The sequence below is a fragment of the Halopseudomonas xiamenensis genome, from assembly GCF_014219065.1.
Classification (GTDB): domain Bacteria; phylum Pseudomonadota; class Gammaproteobacteria; order Pseudomonadales; family Pseudomonadaceae; genus Halopseudomonas; species Halopseudomonas xiamenensis.
Window position 1 is genome coordinate 1 of record NZ_JACLGO010000020.1, and the last position, 18,102, is coordinate 18,102.

20 protein-coding genes are annotated in these 18,102 nt (G+C 67.2%); 6 read left to right on the forward strand and 14 right to left on the reverse strand.

Translation table 11 applies throughout. The features are described 5' to 3' along the window. Positions 1 to 219 precede the first annotated feature (219 nt). The 9 genes from H6X51_RS13350 to H6X51_RS13390 are packed head-to-tail and all read right to left on the reverse strand — an operon-like array spanning position 220 to position 7,239. Positions 220 to 1,725 (reverse strand): nitrite reductase, encoded by a 1,506-nt coding sequence (locus H6X51_RS13350; RefSeq protein ID WP_185267988.1) that lies wholly within the window; start codon positions 1,723 to 1,725, stop codon positions 220 to 222. Beyond that, complete coding sequence (cobA, locus tag H6X51_RS13355) at positions 1,716 to 2,564, reverse strand: uroporphyrinogen-III C-methyltransferase (protein WP_185267989.1); 849 nt, start codon at positions 2,562 to 2,564, stop codon at positions 1,716 to 1,718. Before cobA ends, H6X51_RS13350 begins: the two co-directional genes overlap by 10 nt. After that, positions 2,557 to 3,750, reverse strand: a complete 1,194-nt coding sequence (nirJ, locus tag H6X51_RS13360; RefSeq protein ID WP_185267990.1) for a heme d1 biosynthesis radical SAM protein NirJ — start codon at positions 3,748 to 3,750, stop codon at positions 2,557 to 2,559. The genes cobA and nirJ overlap by 8 nt, the downstream gene beginning before the upstream one ends. Beyond that, positions 3,738 to 4,373: a siroheme decarboxylase subunit beta gene (gene ahbB / locus H6X51_RS13365; RefSeq protein ID WP_185267991.1), complete on the reverse strand. Its 636-nt coding sequence runs from the start codon at positions 4,371 to 4,373 to the stop codon at positions 3,738 to 3,740. Before ahbB (H6X51_RS13365) ends, nirJ begins: the two co-directional genes overlap by 13 nt. After that, a complete protein-coding gene (locus H6X51_RS13370) occupies positions 4,348 to 4,791 on the reverse strand; it encodes an Lrp/AsnC family transcriptional regulator (protein WP_185267992.1) in 444 nt (147 codons plus the stop codon). The genes ahbB (H6X51_RS13365) and H6X51_RS13370 overlap by 26 nt, the downstream gene beginning before the upstream one ends. After that, entirely contained in the window at positions 4,784 to 5,290 is a 507-nt protein-coding gene (gene ahbB / locus H6X51_RS13375) for a siroheme decarboxylase subunit beta (protein ID WP_185267993.1), read from the reverse strand. The genes H6X51_RS13370 and ahbB (H6X51_RS13375) overlap by 8 nt, the downstream gene beginning before the upstream one ends. Then, on the reverse strand, positions 5,287 to 5,745 hold the full coding sequence (locus H6X51_RS13380; RefSeq protein ID WP_185267994.1) for an Lrp/AsnC family transcriptional regulator: 459 nt from the start codon (positions 5,743 to 5,745) through the stop codon (positions 5,287 to 5,289). The genes ahbB (H6X51_RS13375) and H6X51_RS13380 overlap by 4 nt, the downstream gene beginning before the upstream one ends. 19 nt (positions 5,746 to 5,764) lie before the next feature. Then, positions 5,765 to 6,955 (reverse strand): cytochrome D1 domain-containing protein, encoded by a 1,191-nt coding sequence (locus H6X51_RS13385; protein WP_185267995.1) that lies wholly within the window; start codon positions 6,953 to 6,955, stop codon positions 5,765 to 5,767. Continuing rightward, positions 6,952 to 7,239, reverse strand: coding sequence for a c-type cytochrome (locus H6X51_RS13390; RefSeq protein ID WP_185268063.1), 288 nt, complete (start codon positions 7,237 to 7,239; stop codon positions 6,952 to 6,954). The genes H6X51_RS13385 and H6X51_RS13390 overlap by 4 nt, the downstream gene beginning before the upstream one ends. 327 nt (positions 7,240 to 7,566) lie before the next feature. On the opposite strand from H6X51_RS13390, the gene H6X51_RS13395 reads away from it, so the two are divergent. Next, positions 7,567 to 7,731: a hypothetical protein gene (locus H6X51_RS13395; protein ID WP_185267996.1), complete on the forward strand. Its 165-nt coding sequence runs from the start codon at positions 7,567 to 7,569 to the stop codon at positions 7,729 to 7,731. A gap of 30 nt (positions 7,732 to 7,761) precedes the next feature. Here H6X51_RS13395 and H6X51_RS13400 read toward each other — a convergent pair whose 3' ends face one another. From H6X51_RS13400 to H6X51_RS13420, 5 genes are all read right to left on the reverse strand, one after another. Beyond that, positions 7,762 to 9,132, reverse strand: coding sequence for an ATP-binding protein (locus H6X51_RS13400; RefSeq protein WP_185267997.1), 1,371 nt, complete (start codon positions 9,130 to 9,132; stop codon positions 7,762 to 7,764). After that, positions 9,129 to 9,800: a response regulator gene (locus H6X51_RS13405; protein WP_185267998.1), complete on the reverse strand. Its 672-nt coding sequence runs from the start codon at positions 9,798 to 9,800 to the stop codon at positions 9,129 to 9,131. Before H6X51_RS13405 ends, H6X51_RS13400 begins: the two co-directional genes overlap by 4 nt. Positions 9,801 to 9,875: 75 nt before the next feature. Further along, the gene (locus H6X51_RS13410) at positions 9,876 to 10,916 is read right to left on the reverse strand and encodes a c-type cytochrome (RefSeq protein ID WP_235991346.1); all 1,041 of its coding nucleotides are present in this window, start codon (positions 10,914 to 10,916) and stop codon (positions 9,876 to 9,878) included. Between the two features lie 9 nt (positions 10,917 to 10,925). Next, positions 10,926 to 11,591 carry a c-type cytochrome gene (locus H6X51_RS13415; RefSeq protein ID WP_185267999.1) on the reverse strand — a complete coding sequence of 222 codons (666 nt, stop codon included), beginning with the start codon at positions 11,589 to 11,591 and terminating at the stop codon, positions 10,926 to 10,928. Positions 11,592 to 11,855: 264 nt separating this feature from the next. Then, positions 11,856 to 13,073 (reverse strand): MFS transporter, encoded by a 1,218-nt coding sequence (locus H6X51_RS13420; RefSeq protein ID WP_185268000.1) that lies wholly within the window; start codon positions 13,071 to 13,073, stop codon positions 11,856 to 11,858. Between the two features lie 171 nt (positions 13,074 to 13,244). Here H6X51_RS13420 and H6X51_RS13425 point away from each other — a divergent pair, with 171 nt between their 5' ends. The 5 genes from H6X51_RS13425 (at position 13,245) to H6X51_RS13445 (ending at position 18,098) form a co-directional block, all read left to right on the forward strand. After that, the gene (locus H6X51_RS13425; protein ID WP_185268001.1) at positions 13,245 to 14,330 is read left to right on the forward strand and encodes a hemin-degrading factor; all 1,086 of its coding nucleotides are present in this window, start codon (positions 13,245 to 13,247) and stop codon (positions 14,328 to 14,330) included. After that, positions 14,320 to 15,201 carry a heme/hemin ABC transporter substrate-binding protein gene (locus tag H6X51_RS13430; protein ID WP_185268002.1) on the forward strand — a complete coding sequence of 294 codons (882 nt, stop codon included), beginning with the start codon at positions 14,320 to 14,322 and terminating at the stop codon, positions 15,199 to 15,201. Before H6X51_RS13425 ends, H6X51_RS13430 begins: the two co-directional genes overlap by 11 nt. 2 nt (positions 15,202 to 15,203) lie before the next feature. Next, on the forward strand, positions 15,204 to 16,232 hold the full coding sequence (locus tag H6X51_RS13435; protein WP_235991348.1) for a FecCD family ABC transporter permease: 1,029 nt from the start codon (positions 15,204 to 15,206) through the stop codon (positions 16,230 to 16,232). Further along, a complete protein-coding gene (locus H6X51_RS13440; RefSeq protein ID WP_185268003.1) occupies positions 16,232 to 16,999 on the forward strand; it encodes a heme ABC transporter ATP-binding protein in 768 nt (255 codons plus the stop codon). The genes H6X51_RS13435 and H6X51_RS13440 overlap by 1 nt, the downstream gene beginning before the upstream one ends. A 322-nt stretch (positions 17,000 to 17,321) precedes the next feature. Further along, positions 17,322 to 18,098 (forward strand): class I SAM-dependent methyltransferase, encoded by a 777-nt coding sequence (locus H6X51_RS13445; RefSeq protein ID WP_185268004.1) that lies wholly within the window; start codon positions 17,322 to 17,324, stop codon positions 18,096 to 18,098. The last annotated feature ends 4 nt before the right edge of the window (positions 18,099 to 18,102 follow it).

An 18,102-nucleotide genomic window follows, 5' to 3' on the forward strand; every position in this document is an offset into this window, starting at 1 on the left:
TCGCTAACTACCAATTCTGCCCAATGAGGCATCGGGAGGGGAGGAGTCCCTTTCATTGAGCGCAGCGCGGCAATCCAGGACGTGCCGATGACTCGGTGCACATGGATTGCTTCACCGCTTCGCGGCTCGCAATGACGGTCGGGGGGCGGCGATGCCGTGCCGGATGACGCTTCGGGCCGGGGCGGCCCTCCCACGGACTCAACAGGCGCTACGCAATGCTCAGTGCGATGTGCCCTCGACGAAACCGATCTTGTTACCGACGTTGTACTTGCCCGAGGGCTTGTTCATCGGGATGCGCTTGATCTCTTCCAGGGTCTCACTGTCGATCACCAGTAGCGCGCCATCGGTGTCCCAGACGCTCAGCAGCAGGTGCCGGCCGTCCCGGGTGAATTCCACGTGCGCGGCGTTCTTGCCGGGTACCGGACGCAGGGTATGGGCTACCTCCAGGGTCTGTTTGTCGATCAGGTGGATGGCATCGTTGTTCGGGCCGAAGAATACGTCGGTCCAGGCGTAGGGCGAATTCTCGTGGCTGCGCATGAAGAAGCCCGGGCCTTCGGTGGGGATCTCCTTGACCAGTTCCCAGGTGTCCATGTCCAGCACCGAGATCAGCCCCTGGCTGATGTTCGGTGTGGCGAACACCCAGCGGCCATCCTGCTGCCAGTAGATGCCCGAGCCCAGGTGCGGCATGCCCGGCAGCGGGATGTCGGTCAGTGCCTGGCCGCTGTCCAGGTCGATCACCTGGCCGCCCTTGGCCTGGCGCGAGGTGGCCAGCAGGTAGCGATAGTCGGGGGTGAAGGAGAAGTCGTCGAGATAGTCCGCCGCCATGATCCGTCTTGGGGTGAAGTCCGGCGAGCCGGCCCAGGACAGTTCCCAGACCTCTTTCACATCCTTGAGTGCCACCACGAAGCTGTCGCGCTGCGGTGCGGTATACACCGCGCTGACCCGTGACTGGGTGCCGTCGGTGCCGCGTGCCTCGATCGGCTTGACCAGCGACAGGTCCTCGGCGTCCAGCAGCACCAGGTTGCCCGGCAGGTAGTTGCCCACCAGCACCCAGCGGCCATCGCCGCTGACCGCCAGGTTGCGGGTGTTCAGCCCGGCGCGGACCTCGGCGATCATGCTCAGGTTGTGCAGGTCGTACTTGCTGACCCAGCCGTCGCGCGAGGCGAAGTAGACGAAGCGGCCATCGGGCGAGAACTTGGGCCCGCCATGCAGCGCGAAATGCGACTGGAACCGCGCCAGTTCCTCGAAGGTGTCGCCATCGAGAATGCGTACATGGTGGTTGCCGGCCTCGACCACGACGAACAGGTTGAGCGGGTCGGCGCCGTGTTGCGGGCTGTCCGGCAACTGCTGCTGGTCGGTGAGGATGCGGTGGCTGGCGCGGATATCGGCATCATTCCAGGTCGGGGCTACCTCCGCCGGGCGGTACAGATAGCTGACCAGGGCGTCTATCTCATCGCTGCCGAGCAGTTCGCCATAGGCCGCCATCTGGCTGGCGGGGCGACCGTCGTGGATGACGCTGCGTACCTCCTCGGGCTTGATCCGCCCGAGACTCTCCGGCAGCAGCGCCGGGCCGGTGCCGCCCAGACGCTCGGCGCCGTGGCAGCTCTGGCACTGGGTCTGGTACAGCGCGGCGGCATCCGGCGCGCTGGAGGCGTTGGCCTGCACAGAGACCAGCAGCGTGCCCTGCAGGCTCGCGGCCAGCAGCAGCAAGGTGATCAGACGCATGCCAGGGCCTCCTGTTGCAGGGCTGCGGGCTGGACGCTGAGCCGCGCCGGATGGCTCAGCTGGTGCTCGCGGAACAGACCGACCACCTGGCCGATCACCGTCAGCGTCGGTGCGCCCAGGCGATGTTCGCGGGCCAGCTGCTCCAGCTGGCGCAGGCTGCCATGCACCACCTGCTGTTCGGCGCGGGTGCCGTTGCCGATCAGTGCCGCCGGGGTATCGGCCGGCAGGCCGGCGGCGATCAGTTGCCGGGATATCTCGCCGAGGCTGGCCAGGCCCATGTAGAACACCAGGGTCTGGCCGCCGCTGGCCAGGCTCTGCCAGGGCAGACTGAGCGCCCCATCACGCTGCAGGTGGCCGGTGATGAACTGGCAGGACTGGGCATGGTCACGGTGCGTCAGCGGGATGCCGGCATAGGTGGTGCAGCCGGAGGCGGCGGTGATGCCTGGCACCACCTGGCAGTCGATGCCGTGCGCCAGCAGGTGCTCCAGCTCCTCGGCGCCGCGGCCGAAGATGAACGGATCACCGCCCTTGAGCCGCAGCACACGGCGCTGCTGCAGGGCCAGATCGACCAGCAACTGGTTGATCTGCTCCTGTGGCAGGCTGTGGAAGCCGCTGGTCTTGCCGACGAAGCGGCGCTCGCAGCCTTTGGGGATCAGCTCCAGCACCGCTGGGCTGACCAGACGGTCGTAGACCACCACATCGGCCTGTTGCAGCAGGCTCCAGGCGTGCAGGGTGAGCAGCCCGGGATCACCGGGGCCGGCACCGACCAGGGCGACTTCGCCGGGGGCCAGACTGGCGCGCAGGGCAGCGGGAAGTACGAATGTGTGGTGCTCATGCATGATCGTTCACCATGACGCAGGGGATGGATCGGGGTTGGTCCAGGCCGATTTCGCTGTCGCTCAGGTGGCAGCCGGGGTCTTCACCCCACAGGTCACCGCTGGCCCAGGCGCGGGTGCGGGTGTTGCCGTTGCAGATCGGCAGCCACTGGCACTGGCCGCAGCGCCCGCCCACCGCACGGGGATGCTGGCGCAGTTGCAGCAGCAGTGGGTCGGGCCGCTCCAGCCAGATATCCCTGAAGCTGCGCTGGCGGATATTGCCGACACTGTGCTGCCACCAGTAGGTGTCCGGGTGCACGTCGCCGGTATTGTCGATATTGGCGATGCCGCTGCCGGAGGCGTTGCCACCCCAGGCGCGCAGCATCTGTTCCAGGCGCGGCGCGTGCTCGGGAATGCGCCGCCGCGCCCAGTGCAGCAGGGCGATGGCGTCGGCATCGTTGTTGCCGGTGACGAAATCGGTGTCGCGACCCTGCTGTACATCGTTCCAGGCCTGTTCGAACAGCTGCTCGAGTACATCGCGGGTCATCAGGCGATGGGCGTCGGCCTTGCGGCTGCGCTTGCCGCGACCGCTGTAGTTCAGGTGCGACAGGTAGAACTTCTGCACGTCATGTTCGCGCATCAGTGCCAGCAGTGCCGGCATCTGCGGGTAGTTGTGCTGGGTCAGGGTGGTGCGCAGGCCGACGCGGATGCCGTGCTGGCGGCACAGGTCGATGGCGTGCATGGACGCGGCGAAGCTGCCCTTGAGCTGACGCCATTCGTCATGCACCGCCTGCAGCCCGTCGATGCTGATGCCGACGTAGTCGTAGCGCGCCGCCACTATCTGCTCGATGTTGGCCTCGGTGATCAGCGTGCCGTTGGTCGACAGGGCGACGAAGAAGCCCTTGTCCCGGGCGTAGTCCGACAGCTGGAAGATATCCCCACGCAACAGCGGCTCGCCGCCGGAGAGGATCAGTACCCGTACCCCGGCGTCGTGCAGGTCGTCGATGACCCGAAGTGCCTCGGCGGTATCCAGCTCGTCGCGGAACTCGCTGTCGGCGGAGGTGGCGTAACAGTGCTTGCAGGTCAGGTTGCAGCGCCGCAGCAGGTTCCATATCACCACCGGCGGGCGCGTGCCGGGTGTGCCGCGTGCACCGAGCACGCGGACCTTGGGATCGGCGAGGGCACGCAGATAATGGCTTATTCTGAGCATGGGGCTTTCTCCTGAGGTGATGCCGCTCCTGCCTCTGCACCTGCCTTGCCCACCACTCCCGTCATTCTCCGCGCAGGCGGAGAATCCAGGGGGGCTGGCTCGGTGGTGTGCCGGGACAGTGGATTTTCGGCTTTCTGCAGCCGTAATCCGGTCTTCTTCAATATGCGGCTGCTGACCAGCATGTCATCGGCGCGGCAGGCGTTGCCGAGCAACTGGCGGATGCGCTGGCGGTCGGCGTCGATCTCCTCTGCGCTGCGGCCATGCACCATGGCGAACAGGTTGTAGCGCCAGCCGTCGCGGCGCGGTCGGCGGTAGCAGTGGCTGACGAACGGCTGGGCGCCGATCAGCGGGCCGAGTTCGGCCATGCGCTCATCGTCCACATCCCATACGGTCATGCCGTTGTGCCGGTAGCCGAGACGGTAATGATTGGGCACGGCGGCGATGCGGCGAATGGCGCCGTCGGCCTGTAGCCGCTGCAGCAGCGCCAGGGCCTGCGCGCTGCTGATGCCGAGCTGCTCGGCAAGCCAGGCCCAGGGGTCGGCCACCAGCGGCAGGCCGGCCTGGGTCAGTTCGATCAGCCGCCGGGTCAGGGTGGCGTCAGACGGGCAGATGCAGGCCGACATGGTAGGTCTCCTCCTTGGGCAGGTTGAGTACCGGCAGGCCGGTCATGCTTTCGATGTGCCGGATAGTGCTGGCGATACCCCCGGGGGTTTCACAGGCCAGCACGAACCACATGTTCCACGCATGTTCGCGGCGATAGTTGTGGGCCACCTCGGTCAGCGCCTGCAGTTGCGCGGCGACCTGCTCAAAACGCGGCTCCGGCACCGATAGCGCGGCCAGGGTGAAGGCGCCGTCGAGACGTTCGATATCGAACATCGGGCCGAAACGGGTCAGGCTGCCGTCGTCAAGCAAGGCCTGCAGCCGTTGGCGCAGCAGCTCGGGCTGGCTGTCCAGCTCCTCGGCCAATGCTTCCCAGGGCCGCGGCACCAGCGGCAGGCCATGCTGCAGGCGGTTGATCAGGTGCCGGTCCAGTTCATCCATGGGCCACCTCCGTGGTCGCGGTGAAGCGGCCGCCGCGTTGCTTGAAGGCGCGGGTGCTGAACAGCAGGCGGTGGGGCACCTCGCTCAGATCATGTTGCGCCAGCAGCTCGGCAATATGCGCCTGGACCGCGGCGCGCTCACGGCCATGCACCATGCAGAACAGGTTGAACGGCCAGTACGGCAGCCGGCGCGGGCGCTGGTAGCAGAGGTTGATGCCGGGGGCGCGGCTCAGCTGCTCGCCGATGCGGTCGACCCGCTCGTCGGCGATATCCATGACCAGCATGGCGTTGGCGCGGAAACCCAGGGCGCGGTGATGCAGCACCAGGCCGACACGGCGGAACAGGCCGTCCTCACCCCAGTGCCTGACCTGCTCCAGTACCGCCTGCTCGCTGGCGCCGATCTGCTCGGCCAGGTGCTGGTAGGGTCGCGGTGTCAGGGGCAGCCCGCGTTCCAGCAGGCGGCGCAGTTCGATCTGCTGGCTGTTGTCGAGCTGGTTCATGGGGTGCCCTCCAGGGAAAAACCCAGGTCGATGCGATAGGCGCGGCGCATGGGCAGGTCCAGCGGCAGCAGGCCGGTGGCACCTTCGATGTCGCGCAGGCAGCGTTGCAGGGTCTGCCGGTCCGGGCCGGTGAGGACGAACCACAGGTTGTAGTCGTGCTCGCGCAGGTAGTTGTGATTGACCTCGGGGTAGCGGTTGACCAGCTCGGCGACCTGCTCCAGGCGCTCCGGCGGCACCGCCAGCGCCACCAGGGTGCTGGCCCCGGCACGGCTGTGCTCGAATACCGGACCGACGCGCGACAGCACGCCGGCGGCATCCAGGCGCTGCAGGCAGTCGAGCAGTTCGGCCTCGCTGCAGCCCAGCTCGTCGGCCATGGCCTGCCAAGGCTCGGCGCACAGCGGCAGATTGTGCTGGTAGCGCTCGATCAGGCGGCGACTCAGGTTATCCAGTTGCATGTCGGTATTCCTTCTGGTGCTACAGCCCCGTGGTATGCGCGCGGCTGCTGAAGAAGATGCCGCTGGGGCTCTCGGCCGGCAGGCTGGTGAGCTTCTCCAGGGTGTACGGGTCCCACACCTGGATCTCGCCACCGTCGCGTACCGACAACCAGAGCTGGTCTCCACGCGGAGTGAATTCCATGTGCAGCACTGCGGGTCCGGGCTCCAGGGTGGCGATGACCTCATGGGTCTCACTGTCGATCACCTGCACCTGGTGATTGTCCGGGTGGGCGAAGTTGACCCAGATCTGCCGCGCATCCGGCCTGGCCATGACGAAGATCGGCTGCCCGGCGACCTCGATGGCATCGGTCTGTTGCCAGCTGCTGCTGTCCATCACCAGCACCCGATGCTGGCCGACGGCGGGGACGAACGCCTGGTTGCCGGCCAGGGTCCAGCCTTCCAGGTGCGGCATCTTGTAGACCGGCAGCTTCTGCTGGCCGCGGCCGTAGCCGTCGAGGATGCGGGTCACGCCCCGCTCCGGGTGCCACAGGTCGATCAGCGCCATGCCGTCCTCGCCGAACAGCCCGGCGATGTAGTAGCGCCCGTCGGGTGTGAGCAGCGCGTCATAGGGCTGCTTGCCGATGTTCTCGAAGCGGGTGACCTGCGGCTGGTTGCCCTGGCTGAAGTCCAGCAGCCAGGTTTCCCCGGTGTCGAACAGGCTGTAGATGAAGCGCCGGCCGGGTACGTCGGTGACCCCGACCACCCGCGAATTGGTGCTGCCATCGGCCAGCGGCGTGGCCGGAATGTCGGCGATCTGCTGCAGGGTGGTAGCGTCGAACACCTTGACCCCGCCGGGCTCGTAGTTGCCCACGGCGATCAGCGAGCCATCGCTGCTGATGGCACCACCGATGCTGTTGCCGGCCTGGATCACCCGCTGCTCGATGCGCTGGCGCAGCAGGTCGACCTTGGTCAGCCCGCCGTCGCGGCCGAATACATAGGCGTAGCGCTGGTCCCGGGAGAATACCACCGAGGCATGCGACAGGTCGCCCAGCCCGTCAATGCGCGCCAGGCTGGTGCGGGTGCTGGCCTCGACCAGTTGCAGGGTGCCGCTGGCGCGCTCCACCACCACGCCAAGGTCGCCGGTGCCGCGCAGCGGCTGCGGCTGCGGTGAATGCACACAGCCGCCAAGCAGCAGCGCGGCGAGGGCCAGGGACAGTACGGGGGATTTCATGGGCGGGGGTATCCTTGCAGCAGTTGGTCGACCAGCCAGGCGATATCCTGCTCATCGAGCAGGGCATTCCAGCCGGGCATGGCGGTGCCGGGGCGGCCATGGGTGACGGTGGCGATGAGGCTGTCGCGGGGGATGTCGGCCAGGGCCTGGCGGGTCAGCGCCGGCCCCAGCCCGCCGGTCATGCGCAGGCCGTGGCAGGAACCGCAGTCCTGCAGCAGCAGGTTGTCCAGCTGGCGCTGGCGCAGGGCATCCGGCTCGGCCTGCAGGCCGGGGCTGAGCAGCATCAGGCAGCCCAGCAGCGCCAGTATGCTACGCCGGCCGCATGCTATGCCCGCGCCCCGTGTAGCCGGGGTGCCGGGGCGCAGTAAAGCCACTGGCGCAGCCATGATGTTCTCCAACCAGCCGTCGATTGATGGCTTGATTATGGGCAGAACCGGCAGGGCTGAATTTGACCTGGGTCATTTCCGCCTGCGACATAATGTCCAGCCAAAGGGTGTGGGATTGGCGCTCGAGCGCCGTTGGTCGTGATAAGGCGGTGCTTGATATCGGTCAAGGTTGCGCCAAGTGCGCGGGCTTAGGCTGGATCAACCACCCTTGATAGGAGCAGGATCATGAAACGCCTGATTATGCTGGCCCGCTATCTGCTGACCTCCGGTCATACCGTGCAGCCGGGCGACCGGGAATTGTGTGCCGCACGCAGCATGTGCCTGGGTTGCGATGGCAAGCTCAATTGCCATCTGGCCAAGGTGTTGCACCGGGACATGCCGCAGGCCTGAACCCGGTGCCGACCGGCCTGGTGTGAAAGGTCAGGCCGGCGGCGGCTGTGCGCTGGCCGCGCTGGGCAGCAGCACCTCCACGGTCAGCCCCCCACCACTGCGGTTGTACAGGGTCAGGCTGCCCTGGTGCCGCTCGACGATCAGGCGCACGATGGACAGCCCCAAGCCGCTGCCGAAGTCATCGCGCCGAGCCCGCCAGAACCGCTCGGTGACCCTGGCCAACTGGTGCTCGGGGATACCGGGGCCGCGATCGTGCACGCGGATACGCACATGCTGATCCTGCCGCGCCATGTCGATCTCGACCACTGCGGGGGCAGCGGAGTAGCGCAGGGCATTGTCCAGCAGATTGCGCAGGGTGGCGACCAGCAGCGAGGGCGGTACGGCCACCGTCAGCACTGAAGCGGCCGGTTGGGTCAGGTGGATGCGCCTATCGGCATCCAGGTCGAGGGCGGCCAGTTCTGCCTGCGCCTGCCTGGCCGCTGCCGCCACCTCGGCCAGCGGCGGCTCGGTTGGCTGCTGGCTGTCCAGGCGGGCGATCAGCAGCAGTTGGTCGAGGGTTTCCTGAAGATAGCCGGTGCCCTGTTCCGCCGAGGCCAGGGAGCTGTTCAGCAACGCCTGTCTGCCACCCTTGGCGAGTGCCAGCCGGGCCACCTGCAGATGCGTGCGCACCGCGGTCAGCGGGGTGCGCAGCTCATGGGCAGCATCGTCGGTGAACTGCCGTTCGCGCAGGATGGCGTCCGCCACCCGTTGCAACAGGTCGTGGATGGTGTCGATCAGCGGGCGCAGGTCCGGTGGCGCGCTGATCGCCGGCAGCGGTGACAGGTCGTCGGGGTCACGCCTGGCCAGCAGGCTGCGCAGGCGGTCGAAGGGCTGCAGGCCCTTGCCGATGGCCTGCCAGGACAGTATCAGGCTGCCCACCAGAGCGATGGCGAAGGGCAGTGCGAAGGACAGCGCCAGACCTTGCAACAGGCTGTCGCGTACGTTCTTGCGGTCCGCCACGGCGATGCGCAGGTCACCCCGCTCCAGCACATAGACACGCCACAGGTTGCCGTTGCGCCGATAGGTGCCGAAGCCGGGCTGGGTATCGCTCATGTCCGGCCCGCCCTGGGTGCGTACCAGGGGCCTGTGCGTGGATATTTGCCCACGCATGATGCTGACCTCGCAGGCCAGGCCGTCGAGGGTGGCGATGTCGATCTGCGGCTGGTCCGCGTCGATATGCAGCATATCCACCGGCATCTGCTCGATCAGGCCGGCGACCATGCGCGCCGAGGCCTGCAGGCGGTTGTCCAGCACCGACTGCAACTCCCGGCGCATATCCAGGAACAGCCAGCCGGCCACCAGGCTCCACAACAGGCTGAGGGAGATGCCGATGGCCAGCAGCAGTCGCAGTCGCAGCGTCATGCCGGGCGCTCCGCCGGACCCAGTCGGTAGCCCTGGCCGCGTACGGTTTCGATGATGGCCTGGCCCAGCTTGCGGCGCAGGTGATGGATATGCACGCTCAGGGCGTTGCTCTCGACGTTGGTGTCCAGCCCGTAGAGACTGTCCTCGAGCTGGGCATTGCTGAGAATCTGCCGGGGGTATTGGCAGAACACCTGCAGCAGGGCCAGTTCGCGGCGTGACAGCTGCACCGGCTGGCCCGCACACCAGACCTGGCCCTGCTCCGGCAGGATGCGCACGTCGCGCCAGACCATCTCCCGGACCGCGCGTCCACCGGCACGGCGCAACAGCGCCTGCAGCCGCGCGCACAGCTCGTCCAGGTCGAAGGGCTTGGTCAGGTAGTCGTCGGCACCGTCCTGCAGGCCCTGGATGCGGTGGGCCACGGCATCGCGGGCGGTGAGCACCAGGATCGGCAGGTCGCGCCCGGCGGCGCGCCAGCGGCGCAGCAGGGCCAGGCCATCCTCGTCGGGCAGGCCCAGGTCGAGGATCGCCAGGTCCACATGGCTGGAACGCAGCACGCCATCGGCGGAGCCGGCGCTATGCACCGTGGTTACCGAGTAGCCATGCAATTGCAGACCGGCGCAGATGCCGCTGGCCACCAGCGCGTTGTCCTCGATCAGCAGTACATGCATGGTCGTCACCTTGCTCCGTGGCTGGAAAGCGCCTGGCATTCTACCCTTGCCAGCCGCTGTGAGCCCGGATCGCCGTCAGTCGAACGAGCGCGAGCGCAGCGCCTCCGGCTTGAGAAAATCCTTCTCGCCGACATTGTCGTGGTCACCCAGCCGCCGTCCCTGCACCTCGAGACCGTACAGGCTGTGCTTGTGGAAGGTGTCGCCATAGCGTTCACGGGTTTGCTCGACATCGCCGGTGTACCTCGGGTCCTGCGGGCGTTCCTGGGCATCGACATAGTAGGCCACATCCCAGGCCTGCTGGTCGCTGAGGGTATTGGGCTGGCCGAGCGGCATGTTGTGCTTGACGAAGGAGGCCAGGGTGAACACACGGCTGATACCGGCGCCCCAGTTGTACGAGCCGTCGCCCCACAGCGGCGGGAACACCGTCTCGCCGCGGGTGGCCAGGCCCGCGCCATCGTTGCCGTGGCAGACCGCACACTGGTTCTGGTAGACCTGCTCGCCACGCTGATAGTCCGGCTGCTCGGCGGCATAGGCCAGCCGCGGGTAGCCGCGCCCGTACAGCTTGGCATCGGGGTACATGGGCACACCCCGGGCCAGCCACTGGATATAGTTGGACAGGGCCAGCATCTCGTCGCTGCCGTAGGCGGGCGGCTGGCCGTTCATCGAATAGGAGAAGCAGCCGGCGATGCGCTCCTCGAGGTTGTTGACGTGGTCGTTCTTCGGCCGGTAATCCGGCAGGGTGACCGCGGCCGGCCACACCGGCCCGGAGAACGGCACGCGGCCGGCACCCAGGTGGCAGCTGTCGCAGTTCAGCTCGTTGTACACGTACTTGCCGCGGTACTGCTGGGTGTTGGTAAAGATATCGTGACCGCGCCGGATGACCCTTTTCAGTTCCGGGTGCAGTGACGAAGCCTCCAGATCCTCCAGCGTTGGTGGAATGTGTACCAGTTCGCCGGCGATCGGTGCCGGAGCGCCGGGTGCCATGCTGGCGAGGATACGGGCCGATTCCTCGGACAGCTCGGCCTGGGCCAGTGATACCTGGCCGGCCAGCAGCGAGGCCAGTACCGCCAGCAGCGCATGCCGCAGGCGGGGTGCGGGTAGACGGAAATCAAGCATGCGGACCTCCTATTCCGGTTTCTGTTCGGTAGCGCCCGGCTGGGTCGACAGCCAGGCGGCAACGGCCTGGATATCGTCTGCACTCATGCGTGCAGCGACCGTGGCCATCAGCTGTTGCGGATCGTTCTGGCGGCTACCCTTCTGCCAGTTCAGCAACTGGTCGCGGATATAGGCCGGGTGCTGGCCGGCGATCGCCGGAAACACCGCGCCGGCGCCCAGGTTGTCCGGGCCATGGCAGCTGGAGCAGGGCACCAGGTAATTGTCCCAGTCGCCTTCGGTAGCGAGCTGTCGGCCACGCTCCAGCAACGCGGGTGCATGGGCTTCAGCCGATGGCAGGCTGGGTGCCGGGAGACTGGCGAACCAGGCAGCCACATGGGGGATCTGCTCATCGCTGAGCATCTGCGCGAATGCCTGCATGGTCGGGCTGCTGCGCTGGCCCGACTTGAAGTCGCGGATCTGCTTGGCCAGGTAGCTGGCATCCAGGCCGGCAAGGCGTGGCCAGGACTCGGCGCCGGGAATGTTCATGCCGCTGCCGTCGGCCTGGTGGCAGCTGGCGCATATCGCCGCTGCTGCCTGGCCCTGTGCGGGATCGCCGATCGGTTCGGCGGACAGGCCGATACTGCAGGCCAACAGGCAGGCGCCCAGCGCTGCCAGCCCGGTGTGTCGTTTACTCATGCAACAGACTCCTGAAGCGCTGCCGGGACCGCGGGCTTGGTCGGGGCCGCACTGAAGAGAAGAGGGGATGTAGAGCGATATGGCGGGATATCGCAATCCGCCATGATCTGTCCGGCAAGATTAAGGGAGCATTAAGAAAGGATGCGATAGATGATGCAGGTCGCATTACCGGGTTGTCGCGCACCCGCGCGACGACAGCGCTTGCACTGCACCCACACCGCCGGCGTAGCGCCGGCGCGCTACACCCCGAACACGACTGGGCGGCTAGGTACCCTCTGCCAGACCGGTAGCGCCATTGCTCTGCACCCGGCTCAGCCAGGCCAGCAACAGCAGCACCGCGGCCACCACCGGCAGCATCAGCCAGTTGATGGTGTTCCAGCCGGAACTGGTCAGCAGCCCGCCCGAGCCGAAGGAGGCCAGGGCGACGGTGCCGAATACCAGGAAGTCGTTCAGCGACTGGGTCTTGGAGCGTTCCGCCGGCGCATAGGCATCGGTGAGCAGGGCGGTGGCGCCGATGAAGCCGAAGTTCCAGCCGACCCCGAGCAGGATCAGCGAACCCCAGAAGTGCGTCAGTTGCTGGCCGGCCACAGCGACCAGCCCGGAGACCGCGATCAGCACCAGGCCCAGCCCGGTGATGCGGATCTTACCGAAGCGGGCGATCAGCCGACCGGTAACGAAGCTCGGGCCGAACATCGCCAGGATATGCCACTGGATACCCAGTGCGGCTTCGCCGGCATGGAAGCCGTGGCCGACCATGGCCATGGGTGCGGCAGTCATGATGAAGGCCATCAGGCCGTAGGACACCACCCCGGCGGCCGCGGCGACGATGAACTGCGGGGTGCGGGCGATGCTCCACAGGTCGCGTCCGGTATCGTCGGCAACTGCTGCCTGGCGCGGCGGATTGCGCAGCATCAGGAACAGTGGCAATGCCAGCAGGGCCAGGGCCGCCTGGCCGAGGAAACTGCCGGCAAAGGGCGCGCTGGTGAAGGCATCGCGGGTCCAGATCACCACCTGGGGACCGATGATGGCGGCGACCAGCCCGCCGATCATGATCCGCGATATCGCCTGGGCGCGGTGGCTGGGGGCGGCGGTGTCGCTGGCGGTGAAGCGGTAGCTCTGCACGCAGGCGGCATAGAACCCGGCCACCGCAGTACCGGTGCAGAACAGCGCGAAATTGCCCTGGAAGATACCCAATGCCGCCACCAGCCCGGCCAGGCAACCGAGCAGCGCGCCCAGGGTATAGGCGGCGCGGTGGCCGAGGCGGCGGATCAGCATGCCGGCGGGGATGGTCGACAGCGCCAGGCCGAGGTTGAACAGGCTGACCGGCAGGGTGGCCAGCTCCGGAGCCTTGGACAGCTGCTGGCCGACCAGCCCGCCGAGGGAGATGATGATCGGTGGCGAGGCTCCGCCAAGGGCCTGGGCCGCCATCAATACGGGCGTGTTGCGTCTTTCCATCGTGGTCGTGGGTTGCGTGTCAGTCATGCGGATATCCGGAGTCGGCTATGAGTTACATTAGGATATTCTAAATTAGTCCGATATTGAATATGACTGGTCGGATGCCGCCTGGCGGCGAAGCAAGCATGGGCAAGTTGACTTTCAAATGCAAATGGTTCTCAATGTCGGTCTTTCCGGCATTCCAACAGGACCTTCGTCATGAACCTGGCCCCCTGCATTCCACCTCATCAGAACAATCTGTTCAGCGCCTGGCAGCAACTGCTGCAGCAACAGCCCCGGCTGCGTGCCCGCGAGGCGGCCAGGCAACTGGCAGTGAGTGAAGCCGAGCTGATCGCCAGCCGCCTGGGGCTCAATACCCTGCGCCTGCGCCCTGACTGGCGCGAACTGCTGCCGGCGCTGGAGAGCCTGGGCCGGATCATGGCGCTGACCCGCAACGAATCCTGTGTGCATGAACGCAAGGGCATCTACCGCGAAGTGACCCTGGCCGGTAATGGCAGGATGGGCCTGGTGCTGTCGGCGGATATCGATCTGCGGCTGTTCCTGGGCGGCTGGCACAGCCTGTTCGCCGTCGAGCAGGAAACCGCCCACGGCATGCAGCGCAGCCTGCAGGTGTTCGACCAGCATGGCGTGGCGGTACACAAGGTATTTCTCACCGCTGACAGTGACCTGGACGCCTGGGGCCGTCTGCTGGCGCGCTTTGCCGAGCCGACCCAGCTGCCACCGGAGGATCTGCTGCCACTGCCGGCCCGCGCCGCCGAGCGAGCCGATAGCGCAGTGGATGTCGAGGGGCTACGCCAGGGCTGGGCGCAGCTCAAGGACGTGCATCACTTCCACGCGCTGCTCGGCAGGTACCAGGTTGGCCGGCAGCAGGCGTTGCGCCTGGCCGGTCGGCAGTGGGCCGAGCCGCTGGACCCACAGGCCTTGCCGCAGATGATGGGCGAGGCGGCGGCGCAGCAACTGCCGGTGATGCTGTTCGTCGGCAACCGGCACTGCATCCAGATTCATGGTGGCCCGATCCAGACGCTGCGCTGGGCCGGTGACTGGTTCAACGTGCTGGATGCCGACTTCAACCTGCACCTGGACATGCCGGCGGTGGCGCAGCTGTGGCGCGTACGCAAGCCGAGTGTCGATGGCCTGATCACCAGCTGGGAGGCATTCGATGTCGATGGCGAGCTGATCCTGCAGATGTTCGGTCTGCGCAAGCCCGGCCAGCCGGAGCTGGCCGCCTGGCGTGCATTGGCCGAAGGCACCCCGGCACAGGAGTCCGCCGCCGATGCGTCGTGAATATACCCTTGCCGGCCTGTGTGCCGGCCTGCTGCTGAGTCTGGATGCCCTGGCCGAGCCGTTGCCGCAGCGCTGGGTCAGCGCCGGTGGTGCGGCCACCGAGTGGGTGGTCGAGCTGGGTGGCGAGCCGCGGCTGGTGGGGGTGGATACCACCAGCCAGCACCCGGCATCGCTGCAGGCGCTGCCCAGCGTCGGCTATCAACGCCAGCTGTCCGCCGAGGGCGTGCTGACGCTGACTCCGGACCTGCTGCTGGGCACCGAGGAAATGGGCCCGCCGCCGGTGCTGGACCAACTGCGCAGCGCCGGGGTACGCATCGAACAGCTGTCCGCCGCCAGCGACTTGGCGGCGCTGGAAGACAACCTGCAGCGCCTGGGCGCGTTGCTCGGCGAGCCGCAGCGGGCGCAGGCCGCAGTCGATGACTTCCGCCAGCGACTGGATGAGTTGCAACGGCAGATCGCCGCGCTGCCCGCCGAGGCGCCGGGCGTGCTGCTGCTGATCGGCCAGGGCGGCAGCAATCCATTGGTGGCTGGGCGCGGCACCGTGGCCGAATGGCTGCTGCAGCGCGCCGGCGCGCGCAACCTGGCGCAGCATGAGGGTTACAAGACGCTGTCCAGCGAAGCCCTGGCGGCGCTGGATGCCGACTGGCTGGTGGTGACCGATCGCCAGCTGCGCGGCGCCGAGATGCAGCAGGCGCTGCTGGCGCAGAATCCGGCGCTGGCCAGCAGTCGGGTGGTGCGCGAAGGCCATCTGCTGAGCCTCGATCCGACCCTGCTGACCGGTGGTCTGGGGCCGCGCCTGCCGGCGACCCTGGAGCAGCTGGCGCGGACCTTCTACCCGGACCTGCAACCCCTCAGCGCCGACGCGCGCTGATGATGCCATCGCAGGTAGCGCGCTGGCTGTTCGCGGCGCTGGCGGGATTGTTGCTGCTGTCCATCTGGCTGTCGCTGGCACTGGGTCCGGTCAACCTGCCGCTGGCCGACACGCTGCATGCGCTGTTCGGCCTCAGCGGGTTGGGCGCACCGGCATCGCCCCAGGCCGAGCTGATCGTCGGCCAGATCCGCCTACCGCGCACCCTGCTGGGGTTGATGGTCGGCGCGGTGCTGGCGCTCACCGGGGTGGCCATGCAGGGGCTGTTTCGCAACCCGCTGGCCGACCCCGGGCTGATCGGCGTGGCCAGTGGTGCGGCGCTGGGCGCGGCGCTGGTGATCGTCGGTATGTCGCGCTGGATGACCCTGCCGGCGGCCATTGAGCCCTATGTGCTGTCGGCGGCGGCCTTCGCTGGCGGGCTGCTGGTTACCGGGCTGGTCTACCGGCTCGGCCGGCGCGACGGCCAGACCCAGGTGGCGACCATGCTGCTGGCCGGGGTGGCGCTGACCGCGCTGGCTGGCGCGGTGATCGGTCTGATGACCTACCTGGCCGATGACGCCACCCTGCGTGCGCTGACCTTCTGGAACCTCGGCAGCCTGAATGGCGCCAGCTATGCGCGGCTGTGGCCGTTGCTGCTGGTGGCGCTGGGCGTGGCACTGTGGTTGCCGCGCCGCGCAGATGTGCTCAATGCCCTGCTGCTGGGCGAGTCCGAGGCGCGGCACCTGGGCTTCGATATCGAACAGGTCAAGCGCGAGCTGATCCTGTGTACCGCCCTGGGCGTTGGTGCGGCGGTGGCCGCGGCCGGGCTGATCGGCTTCGTCGGGTTGGTGGTACCGCACCTGATGCGCCTGCTGGTCGGCCCCGATCATCGCCTGTTGCTGCCGGCCTCGGCCCTGGCCGGGGGCGCCCTGCTGCTGTTCGCCGACCTGGCGGCCCGGCTGCTGGTGGCACCGGCGGAAATGCCGATCGGCATCGTCACCGCGTTGATCGGCGCGCCGTTCTTTCTCTACCTGCTGATACGGAGCCGCCACTGATGATGCAGGCCGATGGACTGGGCGTGAGCCGCGGTGGGCGCAGCGTGCTGCGCGGAGTGAGTCTGGGGCTGCGGCCGGGCCAGGTACTGGGTGTGCTCGGCCCCAATGGCGCCGGCAAGAGCAGCCTGCTGGGCCTGCTCAGCGGCGAGCTGCGCGCCGATGCCGGCAGCGTGCTGCTGGATGGCCAGCTACTGCAGGATTGGCCGGGCCGCCAGCGTGCGCAGCGGCTGGCGGTGCTGCCGCAGACCTCCAGCCTCGGCTTCGGCTTCCAGGTCAAGCAGGTGGTGCGCATGGGCCGCATGCCCCACGACACCGGCCTGGCGCTGGACCAGCAGATCGTCGAGCAGGTGCTGGAGGCGGTGGATGCCAGCCACCTGGCCGGGCGCAACTACCTGCAGCTGTCCGGTGGCGAACGCCAGCGCGTGCACCTGGCGCGGGTGCTGGCGCAACTCTGGCCGGGTGCTGATGGCCAGGTGCTGCTGCTTGACGAACCGACCTCGATGCTCGACCCGCTGCACCAGCTCAGCGTGCTGGATGCCGTGCGCCGCTTCGCCGACCACGGCGCCAGCGTCCTGGTCATCCTGCACGACCTGAATCTGGCCGCGCGCTACTGCGACCAGCTGTTGCTGCTCGGCGACGGCGGCGTACAGGCCAGCGGCAGCCCCGAACAGGTCCTGCAACCGGCCGCACTGCAGCGAGTGTTCGGCATCGACGTGCTGGTGCAACGCCACCCGGAACGGGGTCATCCGCTGATCATTGCACGCTGAAGGCCTGATACTGCTCACTTAACGCCGTCAATCTTCCCAAACTCCGTCATCTTTCCCAACCCCCGTCATCCTTCGCGAAGGCGAAGGATCCACCGGCCACTCCGAGCCAGCCGCCACCCTGGATCCTTCGCCTTCGCGAAGGATGACGAGGTAGGGTGCAATCCCGCACTGTTTCAGGTCAGCTAAGCAGTGGGGAAAACGCCTTAAGTCAACAGCGTTACGCTGAAGACTGGAACATTTCATCGCTGGCGTGCCGGACGGAATCGCTTTGCGCCGGCCGATCAGGCATGCTGGCAGGCATGACCGGTAGCAGGAGTGGACTTTGTTCAGCGAATTATCCATAGATGATCAGCTCGATGAGCTGGGCATGAATCTCGACGTACCCTTTGTCCCGACCCACGAGAATATCGTCAAGGCGATGCTGGAAATGGCCGATGTGGATGCCGACGACGTGCTCTACGACCTCGGCTCCGGCGACGGCCGCATCCCCGTCGCCGCCGCCCTGGACCACGGCGCCCGTGCGGTAGGTGTGGAAATCGACGCCGGGCGGGTAGCCCTGGCACAGGCCTATGCCACGCAGATGGGCGTCGAGCAGCGGGTGTGTTTCATCCAGGACGACCTGTTCGAGGTCGACTTCGCCCCGGCCAGCGTGGTGACCATGTACCTGCTGCACACCGTCAACCTGGAGCTGCGCCCACGCCTGCTCAGCGAACTGCGCCCCGGCACCCGCATCGTCTCCCACGCCTTCGACATGGGCGACTGGAAGCCCGACCGCAAGCGCTCGTTCAGAAGCGATGCGCTGTTCCTGTGGATAGTACCCGCCCCGGTCGCTGGCCACTGGCACTGGCAGAGCGCCGACGGCACCCGCTACCGGGTCGAGCTGGAGCAACGTTACCAGCAGCTCAAGGGCGAACTCTGGATCAACGACCAACCCGCCGAACTGCACAACGCCCTGCTGTGGGGCGACCTGTTGGAGCTGGTGATCCACGACGAACAGAGCTATGGCCCCGAGTCCATCGTGATGCATTGGCGGGGGGATGAGCTGGTGGTGGTGGGAGAGTATCTAAAGGGTGTGGTGGCGCGTCGGGTGGGAGGATAACAGC